This window comes from Streptococcus ferus DSM 20646 (assembly GCF_000372425.1).
In the GTDB taxonomy this organism is placed as follows: Bacteria; Bacillota; Bacilli; order Lactobacillales; family Streptococcaceae; genus Streptococcus; species Streptococcus ferus.
Window position 1 is genome coordinate 409,629 of the sequence record NZ_AQVD01000001.1, and the last position, 14,484, is coordinate 424,112.

Here is a 14,484-nt window from a genome sequence, read left to right on the forward strand (position 1 = left end):
GAATCAAAAAAGGCTAGAGAAACTAGCCTTTTTTGATTCTTATTAGAGCATATAATATACAATAGCAATATACTGCAATGCGGAAGCAAGGAGAATAAAGAGATGCCAAATCATATGAAAATAGGGTCTTTTCTTGGCGTAAAAAACGGCACCAATGGTATAGGAGAGACCTCCCGCTAACATAAGTAGCCAAAAGGCTGGACCGGTTTTAGTGATAATGGTCGGAAAGATAAAAATAACGAGCCAACCCATGAGGAGATAAAGAAAGAGACTGAACTTGTCGTTAATTTTCTTGGCAAAGATTTTATAGAGGATTCCAAAAATCGTTGTCCCCCATTGTAGGACAATGATGAGGTATCCTAACCAGCCGCCGACCAGAGACAAAGCAACTGGCGTATAAGAACCGGCAATAGCTATATAAATCATGCTATGGTCAATAATGCGCAAAACATACTTTTGCGGTGAATTGTAAGACATGGCATGATAAATTGTCGAGGAAAGAAACATAAGAAAGAGGCTAATTACAAAGATTGAAACCCCTACGGATGCTTTGACACCGTAGGCTTGATAGCTATAGATGGCAGAGATAGGCAAAAGAATTAACATGAGGGCAGACCCTACGGCATGAGTGATGCTGTTAGCTAGCTCTTCTCCGAATGATAGTTGTTTACTGAGTTTGAAGCTTTGATTCATTGTGAATGATCCTCCAATTCTTGAACAAGTTGATGCGTATGATGATAGAGTTTAAGGGTTTGGCAGGCCGAGGAGATGACACTTGGGGTATCTGAAGCCTCCTCATTGTTCATACAGGAAACAAAATAATCATACAGGGTTTGAGAGTCCCTGTCTTCTTTTAATTTTTCCAGTATATAGCTGATTTCCTGAATTGAAAAGACATTCTTTAAACAGGTGATAGCAATTAATCTGGCAACTTGGGTACGGCTATATTTCTTTTTAGCAGGCTTTTCAACATGGCCGTGTTTAACATAATTATTAACCATTGAGGGAGTCAGCCCCTTGTCTCTGGATGAAGCAGCGGAGCCACAGACCTGATTAACGTAAAGTAGAACTTGGTCTAAGTAGAGTTCCAATTCGGGCAACTCAGCCCATTTGGGATAGTTATGAGGCATTACAGTTTCAAACTCCTTTTCATCTAGTTTTTATAACTAGATTATATATTTTTTTAAAAAACAAGTCAAGTAAAACAATCATTTTAAGTCCTATTTAATTAAGGCTCTTTTAAGGCAACTTTTTTATACTTGAGACTAGCTTAGAAGAAGGAGGTCTAACAGATGAGAAAACTACTTGCTAACCCCATTTTTCTATCTTTTGCAGCAAAGACAGGCCTAACCAGCCTGATTGCCTTTGTTGCAGCGACAATCAATTAACAAGAAAGGATGTCTCATGAAGAAACTTTTGAAGTCAAAAATTTGGCTTAGTCTGATTATTGTCTTGGGATTGGGACTCAGTTTTACCGGTGGTTTTGCGACCGCAAAACTAACACAGAAAACACCAAGCAATCTACCGGCTAATGGACGAGGAGGAACGCCTCCGACAGGGACACCGCCGGAAGGTTCCCCAGGAGATAGTTCGTCAAACTCGGACAGTAACTCAAATAGCAGCAATAGTTCAGATAGCAGCAGTGACAGCAGCTCAAATTCATCAAATGCTTAGTCTTATGGCTTAAGTCATGATATAATAGAAAGCAAAAGGAGTAGAGAAATGATAAAAATCTTATTAGTGGAAGATGATTTAAACCTGTCAAATTCTGTTTTTGACTTTCTAGATGACTTTGCCGATGTGATGCAAGTATTCGATGGTGACGAAGGGCTTTACGAAGCTGAGAGTAATGTCTATGACTTAATCTTGCTGGATCTGATGCTGCCTGAAAAAAATGGTTTCCAGCTACTTAAAGAACTCCGTGAAAAAGGAATCACGACGCCTGTTCTGATTATGACCGCTAAGGAAAGCCTAGATGATAAGGGGCATGGTTTTGAGCTAGGAGCAGATGACTACCTAACCAAACCCTTTTATCTAGAAGAATTAAAAATGCGTATTCAGGCCTTGCTGAAACGTTCAGGAAAATTTAACGAAAATACTTTGACTTACGGGAATCTGACTGTTGATTTGGCAACCAATACCGTCAATATTGACCAGCAAGAAGTTGAATTGCTGGGGAAGGAATTTGATTTATTGGTATATTTTCTGCAGAATCAGAATGTTATCTTGCCAAAGTCTCAGATTTTCGACCGTATTTGGGGCTTTGACAGCGATACGACTATTTCAGTTGTTGAAGTTTATGTTTCCAAGGTTCGTAAAAAGCTTAAAGATACTGATTTTGGCAGAAACTTGCAGACCTTAAGAAGTGTAGGGTATATCTTAAAAAATGTTTGATAAGCTTAGAAGAAAATCAAAGAGCGAGAACACCTCTTATTTTATCCATTTTTTTGCCGTCTTCTCTGGTATCTTTTTAGTCATGACGGTGATTATTTTACAAGTCATGCGTTTTGGCATTTATTCATCGGTTGATAATAGTCTCACCAAAACAGTAGACAACATTGAAGAATACGTCAATATCACCCTATCTCGATCGGTGCTCAATTCTTTAACTGGAGAGACATCGTCGGAGCCGCCATCAGATATTAAGCCTAAGGGGCAAATGGTTGCCAACACACACCTTATTGTTTACGATAAAGATGGTAATGCGCTAAACAGTGTCGATTCTTTTTCCGGGCTGCAGAATCTTTCGTTAAATACTAACAATCTTAAGAAGATCTCGGAACAGCGGGCAAAGAATTTTTCAGGTCAGGAGGAAGTCTACCGAACCATAACAGTCAAGGTAGACAGCAGTCTCTATACAGATGCGAAGTATGCAACGGTCGTCGTCAATACAACGCAGTTGGAGGATGCCAATGATCGTTATGTCAAAATCATTGTCAGTGTCATGGCTGTTTTCTGGCTCTTATCTGTCGGAGCCAGTGTTTACTTGGCGAAATGGAGCCGTAAACCTATCTTAGAAAGCTATGAAAAACAAAAGGCATTTGTTGAGAATGCCAGTCATGAGCTAAGGACGCCTTTGGCTGTTTTACAAAACCGTCTGGAAAGCTTGTTTAGGCAGCCAGATACTACTATTTTGGACAATAGCGAAAACATTGCTTCCAGCTTAGATGAAGTCCGGAATATGCGTATTTTAACCACTAATCTACTTAATCTAGCTCGAAGAGATGACGGTATCAAGCCTGAAATAGTAGAAATAAAGCCTCAGTTCTTTAAGGAAATCTTTCAAAATTATCAGATGATTGCCGAGGAAAACCAAAAGAATTTCTATTATGAAAACCAGCTGACTAAACCCATTAGAATGGATAAAACGTTGCTCAAACAACTAATGACCATCCTCTTTGATAACGCCATTAAGTACAGTGACAGTAATGGTGATATCAGCATGATGGTAGAGGCCAGTGATAAACAGCTTCTGGTCAAGGTTGCTGACAATGGCCAAGGGATCTCTGATACAGACAAGTCTAAAATTTTTGATCGCTTTTATCGAGTTGATAAAGCCAGAACACGGCAAAAAGGTGGCTTTGGTTTAGGGCTTTCCTTAGCCAAGCAGATTGTAGATAGTTTAAAAGGAAGCATCAGTGTTAAGGATAATCAGCCTAAAGGCTCAATCTTTGAAGTTCGCCTTCCGCTGACCAAATAACTTAAAATGCACTTGACAGAACTGTCAAGTGCATTTTTTTAGTAGCCCTTAGCACCTCGAGTACTCATTTAGCGTCAGAGCTCGAAAAAGAAAAACCTCATGACATGAGGTTTCAAATTAGTTTGCTAATTTTGCAGCAAGACGTGCTTTATCGCGGCTTGCTTTGTTTTTATGAATCAAACCTTTTGTTTCTGCTTTGTCAATACTAGAAGAAGCAGCACGGAAAAGTTCTTCAGTTGGGTTTGCTTCAAAAGCTTTGATTGCAGAACGCATAGCTGATTTTTGAGCTGAATTTTTTGTGTTTTGTTTTACGTTAAGTTCAGCGCGTTTAATAGCTGATTTAATATTTGCCAATGTTTTCACCTCCATATTTACTAACTATATCATTATATAGAAATTATCCAGCTTTGACAAGCCTTTCTTACTTTTTCAGGTAAATTTCATCGATTTTGTGATTAGCTGCTTTGTGCAGAATGAGTTCGGCACGATTCCGTGTCGGCTCGATGTATTTTTCAAGGTTAACTAGATTAATGTTTCGCCAAACGTGTTTGGCAAAGGTTCGAATCTCATCTTTTGATTTAGTCGTAAATTGATGGTAATAGTTAGCAGGATCATCTTTTGCCAGATCCAGCAGGGCCTCGAAGCGTTCCAGATACCAGGTCTCAATAAGCTGAACATCGGCATCGATGTAGATTGAAAAATCAAAGTAATCGCTCATGTAAAGACGGTCATTCTGAGGACTCTGGAAGACGTTGATACCTTCCACGATCAGGAAATCTGGCGCAGCAATTGTCTGTTGCTGATCGGGAACGATGTCATAAATTTCGTGCGAGTAAACTGGAATTTGAGCGCTTTGGCCGCTTTTAACTGTATCTAAAAAATTGAGCAAGCGCTCCATATCATAAGATTCAGGGAAGCCCTTACGATTTAAGAGTTCTCTCTCTTGTAAGACAGCGTTAGGGTATAGAAAGCCATCTGTTGTCACCATGGCGACAGACGACCTTCTAAATGTTCTGGCGAGCAGAAGCTGTAAGAGCCTGCTGGTCGTTGATTTGCCAACCGCGACACTTCCAGAAACACCGATAATAAAAGGACGTTTGCTGATGTATTTCTGCAAAAAAATACTTTTGGAAAAAGAAAGATTTTCCTGAGCGTTTTTATAAATCTGAATCAAACTGATTAAAGGCAGATAGATATCGGTCACATCTTGGATATTGATACGATCATTAAGACTTTTGATAGATTCTAATTCCGCTTCAGTTAGAGGCGGCTGTGACTTACGATGCAAATTCTGCCAAGTTTGGCGCGATAATTTTTCAAAATTAATAAACTCATTTGACATAGTATTCTCCTGTTATTTGACTATTATAACACAAGAAGATAACAAAATTGAAAACATTTTCATTTTATGCTAAAATTAGAATTGACATGAGACAAGAACACGCGAAAAAGACAATGTATTACGCTGAGAATCCAGAGAGTCAGCACGATTTCAAAGAAATTAGAGCCACCCTTTTAGGGGAGTTTTTTCGCTTTGCAACAGATTCCGGCGTTTTTAGCAAAAATAGAATTGATTACGGAAGTCAGGTCCTTTTAGACAGCCTAGACTTTCAGGCGGGGGACAGTCTATTAGATCTTGGCTGTGGTTACGGACCGCTTGGCATTGCCCTAGCCAAAGTTCAGAAGGTGGAGGCCCTTTTGGTTGACATCAATGAGAGGGCGCTAGATTTGGCAAGGCAAAATGCTGTCAAAAATCAAACAGAGGTTACTGTTTTGCAGTCCTATCTTTATGATCAGGTAGAGGTTCGCTTTGACCACATCATTAGCAATCCCCCTATCCGTGCCGGTAAGGACATTGTTCACCGAATTATTGAAGAAGCACCGCGTTACTTAAAGGCAGGTGGTGATTTAACAATTGTGATTCAAAAAAAACAAGGCGCTCCCAGCGCCAAAAAGAAGATGGAAGCCATCTTTGGCAATGTGGAAACTTTAAAGAAAGACAAGGGCTATTATGTCCTTAGAAGTGAAAAAAATGAGAGCAGTTGATTTAATCCAAAAGAAACGTGATGGTTTAACATTATCAACTCAGGAAATTAACTGGTTGATCGAAGGCTATGCTAAGGGAACGGTACCGGATTACCAAATGTCTGCCTTGGCCATGGCCATCTATTTTAAGGGGATGTCTACCCAAGAAACCCACGATCTGACGATGGCTATGGTAGCATCAGGTGATCAGATTGATTTGTCCCCTATCCAAGGTATCAAGACAGATAAACACTCCACAGGCGGCGTCGGGGATAAGGTGACTCTTATCCTAGTTCCGCTGGTTGCGAGTTTTGGTGTACCTGTTGCAAAAATGAGTGGCCGAGGGTTGGGACATACCGGAGGAACCTTAGATAAGCTAGAGTCTATTAAGGGGTATCAGATTGAACGCCGTCAGGCTGATTTTATCAAACAGGTTCAGGAAATTGGTCTTTCAGTGATTGGTCAGTCAGACAATTTGGTAAAGGCAGATAAACTCCTTTACGCCTTACGTGATGTTACAGCTACCGTTGACATCATTCCGCTTATTGCTAGTTCAGTCATGAGCAAGAAAATTGCTGCTGGGGCGGATCGTATTTTACTGGATGTTACAGTTGGCGACGGTGCCTTTATGAAAACTTTGGATGATGCTGAGAAATTGTCACGGACTATGGTTGCTTTGGGAAGAGAAGTGGATCGTCAGACCATAGCTGTTATGACTAATATGAGCCAGCCTCTAGGTCAGGCTATCGGAAACCGTCTGGAGGTTCTGGAAGCTGTTCAGATTATGCAGGGGCAGGGCCGTCAAGATATCACGGACTTTATTTGCGAGCTTGCTCAGATAATGCTTGAATTAGCAGATGTTGAGAAGAGTATTAAAGAGATTCATGAACACTTGGTTAATGGTCAAGCACTTCAGAAATTTGAAGAAATGGTTGCTTACCAAGGCGGTGACATAGAGGATATTTATCGCCCTTCCTCAGCTCAATTTGTGACGGACATTTACGCAGAAACTTCTGGTTATATTGCAGAACTGCCAGCTTTGGAGTTTGGTCTTTTTGCGATGCGGCTAGGTGCAGGAAGAGCTGTCAAGACAGATGCTTTAGATTATGAAACAGGGATTGTTTTTGCTAAAAAAGTCGGTGACTCTATTGCAGCCGGAGAGCTTGTGGCGCAAGTCTATTCCAACCAAATTTTATCAGAAAAGATGATTACAGATTTCAAAAAAAATGTTAAAATAAGTAAGGAACAAATGAGACAAAATGAGATATTAAAGATTATTCGATAGGGAGGAAAAAACATTTTGGAACTTAATCAATATATTGACCATACCCTTTTAAAAGCGGACAGCACTCAATCGCAGATAGACACCATCTTAGCAGAAGCTAAAAAATATCACTTTGCCAGTGTCTGTCTCAATCCAACTTGGGTCAGCTATGCTGCTGATGCTCTAAAAGATTCGGATGTCAAGGTTTGTACAGTTATTGGCTTTCCTTTAGGGGCTAATACAAGCGCTGTCAAAGCCTTTGAAACAAAAAATGCCGTTGAAAATGGCGCGGATGAAGTTGATATGGTTATCAATATTGGCCGTGCAAAAGACGGAGATTTCGCTTATGTGGAAGAAGACGTTAAGGCAGTTGTCGAAGCCAGCGGTGATAAGTTGGTGAAGGTCATTATCGAGGCCTGTCTTTTGACAGATGACGAAAAAGTTAAAGCTTGTCTGGCCGCTAAAGCGGCTGGAGCTGATTTTGTGAAAACCTCCACTGGTTTTTCAACGGGCGGTGCAACAGTCGAAGATGTTCGTTTGATGCGTCAGACGGTTGGTCCAGATATGGGAGTGAAAGCTGCTGGCGGTGCTCGCTCTTTGGCGGATGCCCAAGCTTTCATTGAAGCTGGCGCAAGCCGAATCGGAACCTCTGCAGGAATAGCCATTATTAAAGGTCTCCTTGTTGAAACCGATTATTAGATAAGTTTTGGAGGGTGAGTTCATGTCTGCGGATCTCGTTTCTTTAGCTATTGAAGCAAGCAAAAAGGCTTATGTTCCTTATTCTCATTTTCCTATCGGGGCAGCCCTGCTGACAAAGTCTGGGCAGATTTTTCAGGGATGTAATATTGAAAATGCCAGTTTTGGTCTGACCAACTGCGGTGAGCGAACAGCGATTTTCAAGGCCGTCTCTGAAGGTCATCTGGATTTGGAAGAGATAGCTATCTATGGTGAAACAGCCAATCCTATTTCGCCTTGCGGTGCTTGCCGGCAGGTGATGACAGAATTTTTTGAGCCATCTGCAAAAGTGACTTTGATTGCAAAAGATGGTCGGACGGTCGAGATGACGGTCGAAGATTTACTTCCCTACTCCTTTAAAGAATTGGAGTAATTCATGTTGGATATTAGGTCACTTGACTTAATTGGGTTGTTCGCAACACTTGTTGCACTATCATATTTTTTTAGGAGGGTTCATTTTTATGAACAAGAAAATTGTTGGTTTAGGTTTAGCTTCGGTCGCTCTTCTTGGGCTTGCTGCTTGTGGAAATCGTGCGTCGCGCACAGACGGTAAAGCTAAAACGGATTTGAAGGTTGCGATGGTGACGGACGTTGGTGGTGTTGATGATAAATCATTTAACCAGTCAGCTTGGGAAGGCCTTCAGGCGTGGGGTAAAGAGAATAACCTCAGCAAAGGTAATGGCTACGATTACTTCCAATCAAGCAGTGAATCAGATTACACCAACAACCTTGATACAGCTATCTCAAGTGGTTACAAACTGGTTTTTGGTATCGGTTATGCCCTTCATGATGCTATTGAGAAAACAGCAGGCAACAATGCTGACACCAATTTCGTTATTATTGACGATGTGATTGAAGGAAAAGACAATGTTGCTAGTGTCACCTTTGCTGATAACGAAGCTGCTTATCTTGCTGGAGTGGCAGCCGCTAAAACAACTAAAACGAAAAAAGTTGGTTTTGTCGGTGGTGTAAAATCTGACGTTATCACTCGTTTTGAAAAAGGGTTTGAAGCTGGTGTTAAATCCGTAGATGATTCTATTCAAATTCAAGTGGACTACGCAGGTTCATTTGGTGATGCCGCTAAAGGTAAGACCATTGCTGCAGCACAATATGCTGGCGGTGCGGATGTTGTCTACCAAGCAGCAGGAGGAACTGGTGCTGGCGTCTTCAGTGAAGCTAAAGCAAGAAATGAGAAGAAAAAAGAAAGCGAAAAAGTTTGGGTTATCGGTGTTGACCGTGATCAAAAAGAAGAAGGTAAATATACTTCCAAAGATGGTAAATCTTCAAACTTTGTACTTGCTTCAACGATCAAAGAAGTTGGTTCAGCCCTTAAAGAAATCGCCAATGAGACTAAAGATGGTAAATTCCCTGGAGGAAAAACAACGACCTTTGGTCTAAAAGACGGCGGTGTTGAAATTGCTGAAACGAATCTTTCTAGCGATGCCAAGAAAGCTGTTAAAGATGCCAAAGACAAAATTATTGCTGGGGACATCACCGTTCCTGCAAACTAAGAAGGAAAGCGACCTAGGTCGGTCGCTTTTTTTCAACTGAGATTTTATATCTCAGCAGAGCCTGCTTAAAAAGTAGGTTTTGCTGAAATATAAAATTTTCTGAAAGGAAGTTAACTATGGCACAACATGTCATTGAAATGAGAGAAATCACTAAAAAATTTGGTGATTTTGTGGCTAATGATCACATCAATCTCAATCTTCGCAAGGGGGAGATTCATGCCCTGCTAGGTGAAAATGGTGCAGGTAAGTCCACTCTGATGAATATGCTGGCGGGTCTTTTAGAGCCAACAAGCGGAGAGATTGCCATCAATGGACAGACTGTTACCATTGATTCTCCTTCCAAGTCTAGTCAATTAGGAATTGGAATGGTTCACCAACACTTCATGCTGGTGGAGGCTTTTACTGTTACTGAAAATATTATTCTGGGGAATGAAACCCTTAACAAGGGCATCCTTGACCTTAAAAAAGCCAGTCAGGAGATCAAAAAACTTTCAGAAAAATACGGTCTGTCTGTCGAACCAAATGCGAAGGTAGCTGATATTTCAGTTGGGGCACAGCAGCGTGTTGAAATCTTAAAAACCCTTTACCGCGGTGCAGATATTTTGATTTTTGATGAACCGACAGCAGTTTTAACGCCTTCAGAAATTAAAGAACTCATGTCAATCATGAAAAACTTAGTTAAAGAGGGTAAATCTATCATCTTAATCACCCACAAATTGGATGAAATTCGAGCTGTTGCCGACCGCGTGACGGTCATTCGCCGAGGAAAGAGTATTGAAACGGTTAATGTGGCGGGAGCTACCTCCAAAGAGCTGGCAGAAATGATGGTGGGGCGTTCGGTTTCCTTTACAACAGAAAAAGAACCTTCTATTCCTAAAGAAACCATCCTTTCAATTCAAGATTTAGTGGTTGATGAAAACCGCGGCGTTCCGGCAGTAAAGCGTCTGTCTCTTGAAGTGAGAGGCGGTGAAATCGTCGGTATTGCCGGAATTGATGGAAATGGTCAGAGTGAACTGATTCAGGCTATAACGGGCCTGCGAAAGGTTAAATCTGGTACCATCAGCATTAAAGGCCAGGATGTTACCAAGCTATCATCTCGAAAAATTACAGAGCTTAGTGTTGCCCATGTGCCTGAGGACCGCCATCGGGATGGTTTGATTTTAGAGATGACAGTAGCTGAGAATATCGCTTTGCAGACCTACTATAAGGCTCCCTTAAGTAGCCATGGCATTCTAGATTATAATAAAATCAATGAATATGGCCGTCAGTTAATGGCAGAATTTGACGTCCGTGGAGCGAGTGAATTAATTCCTGCCAAAGGCCTGTCAGGAGGAAATCAGCAAAAAGCAATTATTGCGCGTGAAGTTAATCGTAATCCTGATTTATTGATTGTCAGTCAGCCGACACGGGGACTCGATGTGGGAGCTATTGAATATATTCATAAGCGCCTGATTGAGGAGCGTGATAAGGGCAAGGCTGTTTTGGTCGTCAGCTTTGAACTGGATGAGATTTTAAACCTGTCTGATCGAATTGCTGTTATTCATGACGGTCAGATTCAGGGGATTGTCCAGCCTGAAGAAACCAACAAGCAAGAGTTAGGTGTTTTAATGGCTGGTGGATCTATTGAGAAGGAGGGAGTTCATGTCTAAGAAAACCCAACAAATAGCAGTTCCTCTGATTTCAGTGGTATTGGGGCTGCTTCTTGGAGCGCTCATTATGCTCCTCTTTGGCTATGACCCTATTTGGGGCTACGAAGGCCTTTTCCAAACAGCATTTGGGAGTGTTAAGAATATTGGCGAAATTTTCCGCGCTATGAGCCCCCTTATCTTAATCGCCTTAGGTTTTTCCATAGCCAGTCGTGCTGGATTTTTCAATATCGGATTACCAGGTCAGGCTTATGCCGGTTGGATTGCGGCAGGATGGTTTGCTTTGTCTCATCCCGAGATGCCTCGCCCGCTGATGATTGCTTCGACCATCCTTATCGCAGCAATAGCAGGAGGTTTGGTTGGGGCCATTCCAGGTCTTTTGCGTGCCTATTTGGGAACAAGTGAAGTCATTGTTACCATTATGATGAACTATATCGTATTGTACGTAGGTAATAATATTATTCAAAATGTTTTCTCTAAATCAATCATGAGGACATCAGATTCCAGTATCTATGTGAGTTCAAATGCCTCTTATCAGGCGGAGTGGCTTAAAGCCCTAACCGATAATTCACGGATGAACATCGGTTTCTTCATTGCTCTTGTGGCGATTCTTCTTGTTTGGTACCTGCTCAATAAAACAACTCTTGGATTTGAAATTCGAGCGGTTGGTTTAAACCCTAATGCCAGTGAATACGCCGGTATGTCTGCCAAACGAACAATTGTTCTTTCTATGATTCTGTCAGGAGCACTAGCAGGTTTAGGAGGAGTTGTTGAGGGGCTGGGAACTTTTGAAAATGTTTATGTCCAGACAAGTTCTCTGGCTATTGGGTTTGACGGGATGGCTGTCAGCCTGTTAGCCACAAATTCACCGATAGGTATTCTGTTTGCAGCTTTCCTCTTTGGTGTCTTAAGTGTAGGGGCGCCTGGTATGAATGCTGCAACTATCCCACCTGAACTCATCAAGGTGGTAACGGCACTTATCATCTTCTTTGTCGGAAGTCATTATGTTATTGACCGTTATATTAAGCCAAGAAAAGAAGCGAAAGGAGGTGCTGCAAAATGAGTTTAGAAAGTATTTTCGCGCTTTTAGTCTCTTCCATGTTAGTTTACGCTGCCCCTCTGATCTTTACGAGTATTGGCGGTGTTTTCTCAGAGCGTTCAGGGGTTGTCAATGTCGGCCTTGAAGGAATCATGGTTATGGGGGCTTTTGCAGGTATTGTCTTTAACCTAGAATTTGCAGATGTTTTTGGCAAGTCAACACCTTGGGTTGCTATTATCGCAGGGGGTGTGGTCGGTTTGATTTTCTCACTGATTCATGCTTTAGCGACAATCAATTTTCGTGCAGATCATATTGTATCAGGGACAGTACTTAATCTTCTGGCACCTGCCTTAGCTGTCTTTCTCTGTAAAGCTATATACGGTAAAGGTCAGACAGATAATATCCAGCAGTCTTTTGGTAAATTTGATTTTCCGATTTTAGCAGATATTCCGATTATTGGCCCAATTTTCTTCAGTGGAACAAGCTCTATTGCCTATCTTGCGGTATTGTTCTCATTTGTGGCTTGGTTTATTTTAAATAAGACAAGATTTGGTCTGCGTTTAAGATCTGTTGGTGAACATCCTCAAGCAGCTGATACACTGGGGATCAATGTTTATCTGATGAAATATTTTGGTGTGATGATTTCAGGTTTCCTTGGTGGTATTGGCGGAGCTGTCTATGCTCAGTCAATCTCAGTTAACTTTGCGGCCAGCACAATTTTGGGACCAGGCTTCATTGCTCTAGCCGCTATGATTTTTGGTAAATGGAATCCAATTGGTGCCATGTTATCTAGTCTTTTCTTTGGTTTGTCTCAGAGTTTGGCCGTTATTGGCAATCAGCTCCCTGTCTTGTCAAAAATTCCGACCGTTTATCTCCAGATTGCACCTTACGTCCTAACCATAGTGGTATTGGCTGCTTTCTTTGGACAGTCTGTTGCACCAAAAGCAGACGGGGTCAACTATATTAAGTCAAAATAATCATCGAGAGATATTTTCAGATTATTGAATAAAATAAGCGGCTTAAGAGCTGCTTATTTTTATTTTGACAGGCATTCTAACGCTTTTAGACTTTCTTGTGCAGCAATGAGCAAATTCCTTGGAAGCGTTTTATTCCTGTGATATACTAGATAGGTAAAAATATGATTATATTGTGAAAAGAGGATTTTCTTATGAGTAAAATCGTTGTTGTTGGTGCAAACCATGCAGGAACATCAAGTATCAATACCATTCTTGATAACTATGGTTCGGAAAATGAAGTCGTGGTATTTGACCAAAACTCTAATATTTCTTTCTTAGGATGTGGGATGGCCCTTTGGATTGGACACCAGATTTCAAACGGTGATGGTCTTTTCTATGCTAACAAAGAGCTTCTTGAATCAAAAGGTGCTAAAGTCTACATGAATGCACCTGTTCAATCAATTGACTATGATGCGAAAACAGTTACGGCCTTAGTTGATGGACAAGAGCGTACAGAGTCTTACGACAAACTCATTTTAGCAACTGGTTCACAGCCTATTTTACCTCCGATTGAAGGGGCAGCTATTAAAGAAGGTAGTCTTGAATTTGAAGCAACTCTCAAAAATCTTCAATTTGTTAAGCTTTTCCAAAATGCTCAGCAGGTTATTGATAAATTAGAAGATCAAAATGAAGACATCAAGAAAGTGGCTGTCGTAGGGGCTGGTTATATCGGTGTTGAGCTGGCAGAAGCCTTCAAACGGAACGGTCGGGAAGTTGTCTTGATTGACGTGGTCGATACCTGTCTTGCTGGCTATTATGATCGTGATCTTTCAGACATGATGAGCAAGCAAATGGCAGACAATGGTATTGAACTTGCTTTTGGTGAAACGGTCAAAGCAATCGAAGGTGATGGCAAGGTTGAACGCATCGTCACAGATAAAACGAGCCGTGATGTTGACATGGTTGTGTTGGCTGTTGGTTTCCGTCCTAATACCAGCCTCGGAGCAGGTAAGCTGGAAACTTTCCGTAATGGTGCCTTCCTAGTCAATAAAAAACAAGAGACCAGTCTTCCTGATGTGTATGCTGTTGGTGATTGTGCAACGGTTTATGACAATGCCATCAATGATACCAATTATATCGCTCTGGCGTCTAATGCTTTGCGCTCTGGAATGGTTGCGGGTCATAATGCAGCGGGTCATGACATCGAGTCACTGGGTGTTCAGGGTTCTAACGGAATCTCCATCTTTGGGTTGAACATGGTATCAACTGGTCTGACTGAAGAAAAAGCAAAACGCTTTGGTTTCAATCCTGTAACAGCAGAGATTACGGATCAGCAAAAAGCTGCCTTTATGGAGCATGGTAACTATGATGTTACTCTGAAAATTGTTTATGATAAAGATTCACGGGAAGTTCTTGGAGCTCAAATGGCATCGTTGGGTGATATTTCAATGGCTATCCACATGTTCTCATTGGCAATTCAAGAACATATCACCATTGATCGTCTTGCTTTGCTTGATCTCTTCTTCTTACCGCATTTCAACCAACCGCTAAGTTATATTGCTAAAGCAGCCATCGCTGCAAAATAACGATGATTCTAATAACTCTATA

General features: G+C 41.3%; 16 protein-coding genes. 12 read left to right on the forward strand and 4 right to left on the reverse strand.

Translation table 11 applies throughout. From position 1 onward, the window contains the following. Positions 1–42: 42 nt before the first annotated feature. Together trhA and A3GY_RS0102075 are read right to left on the reverse strand one after the other, a co-directional pair. Positions 43–693: a PAQR family membrane homeostasis protein TrhA gene (trhA, locus tag A3GY_RS0102070; protein WP_018029739.1), complete on the reverse strand. Its 651-nt coding sequence runs from the start codon at positions 691–693 to the stop codon at positions 43–45. Next, positions 690–1,130, reverse strand: a complete 441-nt coding sequence (locus A3GY_RS0102075; protein WP_018029740.1) for a DUF1836 domain-containing protein — start codon at positions 1,128–1,130, stop codon at positions 690–692. Before A3GY_RS0102075 ends, trhA begins: the two co-directional genes overlap by 4 nt. Before the next feature lie 274 nt (positions 1,131–1,404). On the opposite strand from A3GY_RS0102075, the gene A3GY_RS0102085 reads away from it, so the two are divergent. Genes A3GY_RS0102085 through A3GY_RS0102095 form a run of 3 tightly spaced genes read left to right on the forward strand, consistent with a single transcriptional unit; the run spans position 1,405 to position 3,700 of the window. Further along, positions 1,405–1,674, forward strand: a complete 270-nt coding sequence (locus A3GY_RS0102085; RefSeq protein ID WP_018029742.1) for a hypothetical protein — start codon at positions 1,405–1,407, stop codon at positions 1,672–1,674. A 48-nt stretch (positions 1,675–1,722) separates the two neighbouring features. Further along, positions 1,723–2,394: a response regulator transcription factor gene (locus tag A3GY_RS0102090; protein ID WP_018029743.1), complete on the forward strand. Its 672-nt coding sequence runs from the start codon at positions 1,723–1,725 to the stop codon at positions 2,392–2,394. Further along, positions 2,387–3,700, forward strand: a complete 1,314-nt coding sequence (locus A3GY_RS0102095) for a sensor histidine kinase (protein ID WP_018029744.1) — start codon at positions 2,387–2,389, stop codon at positions 3,698–3,700. Before A3GY_RS0102090 ends, A3GY_RS0102095 begins: the two co-directional genes overlap by 8 nt. A 117-nt stretch (positions 3,701–3,817) precedes the next feature. Here the strand turns inward: A3GY_RS0102095 and rpsT are convergent, their stop codons facing one another. Both rpsT and coaA read right to left on the reverse strand, forming a co-directional pair. Further along, entirely contained in the window at positions 3,818–4,069 is a 252-nt protein-coding gene (gene rpsT, locus A3GY_RS0102100; protein WP_026161880.1) for a 30S ribosomal protein S20, read from the reverse strand. A 52-nt stretch (positions 4,070–4,121) separates the two neighbouring features. Further along, positions 4,122–5,042, reverse strand: coding sequence for a type I pantothenate kinase (gene coaA, locus A3GY_RS0102105; protein WP_018029746.1), 921 nt, complete (start codon positions 5,040–5,042; stop codon positions 4,122–4,124). A gap of 113 nt (positions 5,043–5,155) precedes the next feature. Between coaA and A3GY_RS0102110 the strand changes: the two genes are divergently transcribed. The 9 genes from A3GY_RS0102110 to nox all read left to right on the forward strand — a co-directional run bounded on the left by A3GY_RS0102110 (position 5,156) and on the right by nox (position 14,462). Continuing rightward, on the forward strand, positions 5,156–5,746 hold the full coding sequence (locus A3GY_RS0102110) for a class I SAM-dependent methyltransferase (RefSeq protein WP_018029747.1): 591 nt from the start codon (positions 5,156–5,158) through the stop codon (positions 5,744–5,746). After that, a complete protein-coding gene (locus A3GY_RS0102115) occupies positions 5,733–7,010 on the forward strand; it encodes a pyrimidine-nucleoside phosphorylase (protein ID WP_018029748.1) in 1,278 nt (425 codons plus the stop codon). Before A3GY_RS0102110 ends, A3GY_RS0102115 begins: the two co-directional genes overlap by 14 nt. A 15-nt stretch (positions 7,011–7,025) precedes the next feature. Beyond that, positions 7,026–7,688 carry a deoxyribose-phosphate aldolase gene (gene deoC, locus A3GY_RS0102120; protein ID WP_018029749.1) on the forward strand — a complete coding sequence of 221 codons (663 nt, stop codon included), beginning with the start codon at positions 7,026–7,028 and terminating at the stop codon, positions 7,686–7,688. Between the two features lie 22 nt (positions 7,689–7,710). Continuing rightward, positions 7,711–8,097 (forward strand): cytidine deaminase, encoded by a 387-nt coding sequence (locus A3GY_RS0102125; RefSeq protein WP_018029750.1) that lies wholly within the window; start codon positions 7,711–7,713, stop codon positions 8,095–8,097. An 88-nt stretch (positions 8,098–8,185) separates the two neighbouring features. Beyond that, positions 8,186–9,235, forward strand: coding sequence for a BMP family lipoprotein (locus A3GY_RS0102130; protein ID WP_018029751.1), 1,050 nt, complete (start codon positions 8,186–8,188; stop codon positions 9,233–9,235). A 116-nt stretch (positions 9,236–9,351) separates the two neighbouring features. Then, a complete protein-coding gene (locus A3GY_RS0102135; protein ID WP_018029752.1) occupies positions 9,352–10,884 on the forward strand; it encodes an ABC transporter ATP-binding protein in 1,533 nt (510 codons plus the stop codon). Continuing rightward, entirely contained in the window at positions 10,877–11,944 is a 1,068-nt protein-coding gene (locus tag A3GY_RS0102140; protein ID WP_018029753.1) for an ABC transporter permease, read from the forward strand. The genes A3GY_RS0102135 and A3GY_RS0102140 overlap by 8 nt, the downstream gene beginning before the upstream one ends. Then, positions 11,941–12,897, forward strand: coding sequence for an ABC transporter permease (locus A3GY_RS0102145; RefSeq protein WP_018029754.1), 957 nt, complete (start codon positions 11,941–11,943; stop codon positions 12,895–12,897). Before A3GY_RS0102140 ends, A3GY_RS0102145 begins: the two co-directional genes overlap by 4 nt. Before the next feature lie 191 nt (positions 12,898–13,088). Further along, positions 13,089–14,462 (forward strand): H2O-forming NADH oxidase, encoded by a 1,374-nt coding sequence (nox, locus tag A3GY_RS0102150; RefSeq protein WP_018029755.1) that lies wholly within the window; start codon positions 13,089–13,091, stop codon positions 14,460–14,462. Positions 14,463–14,484: the final 22 nt, after the last annotated feature.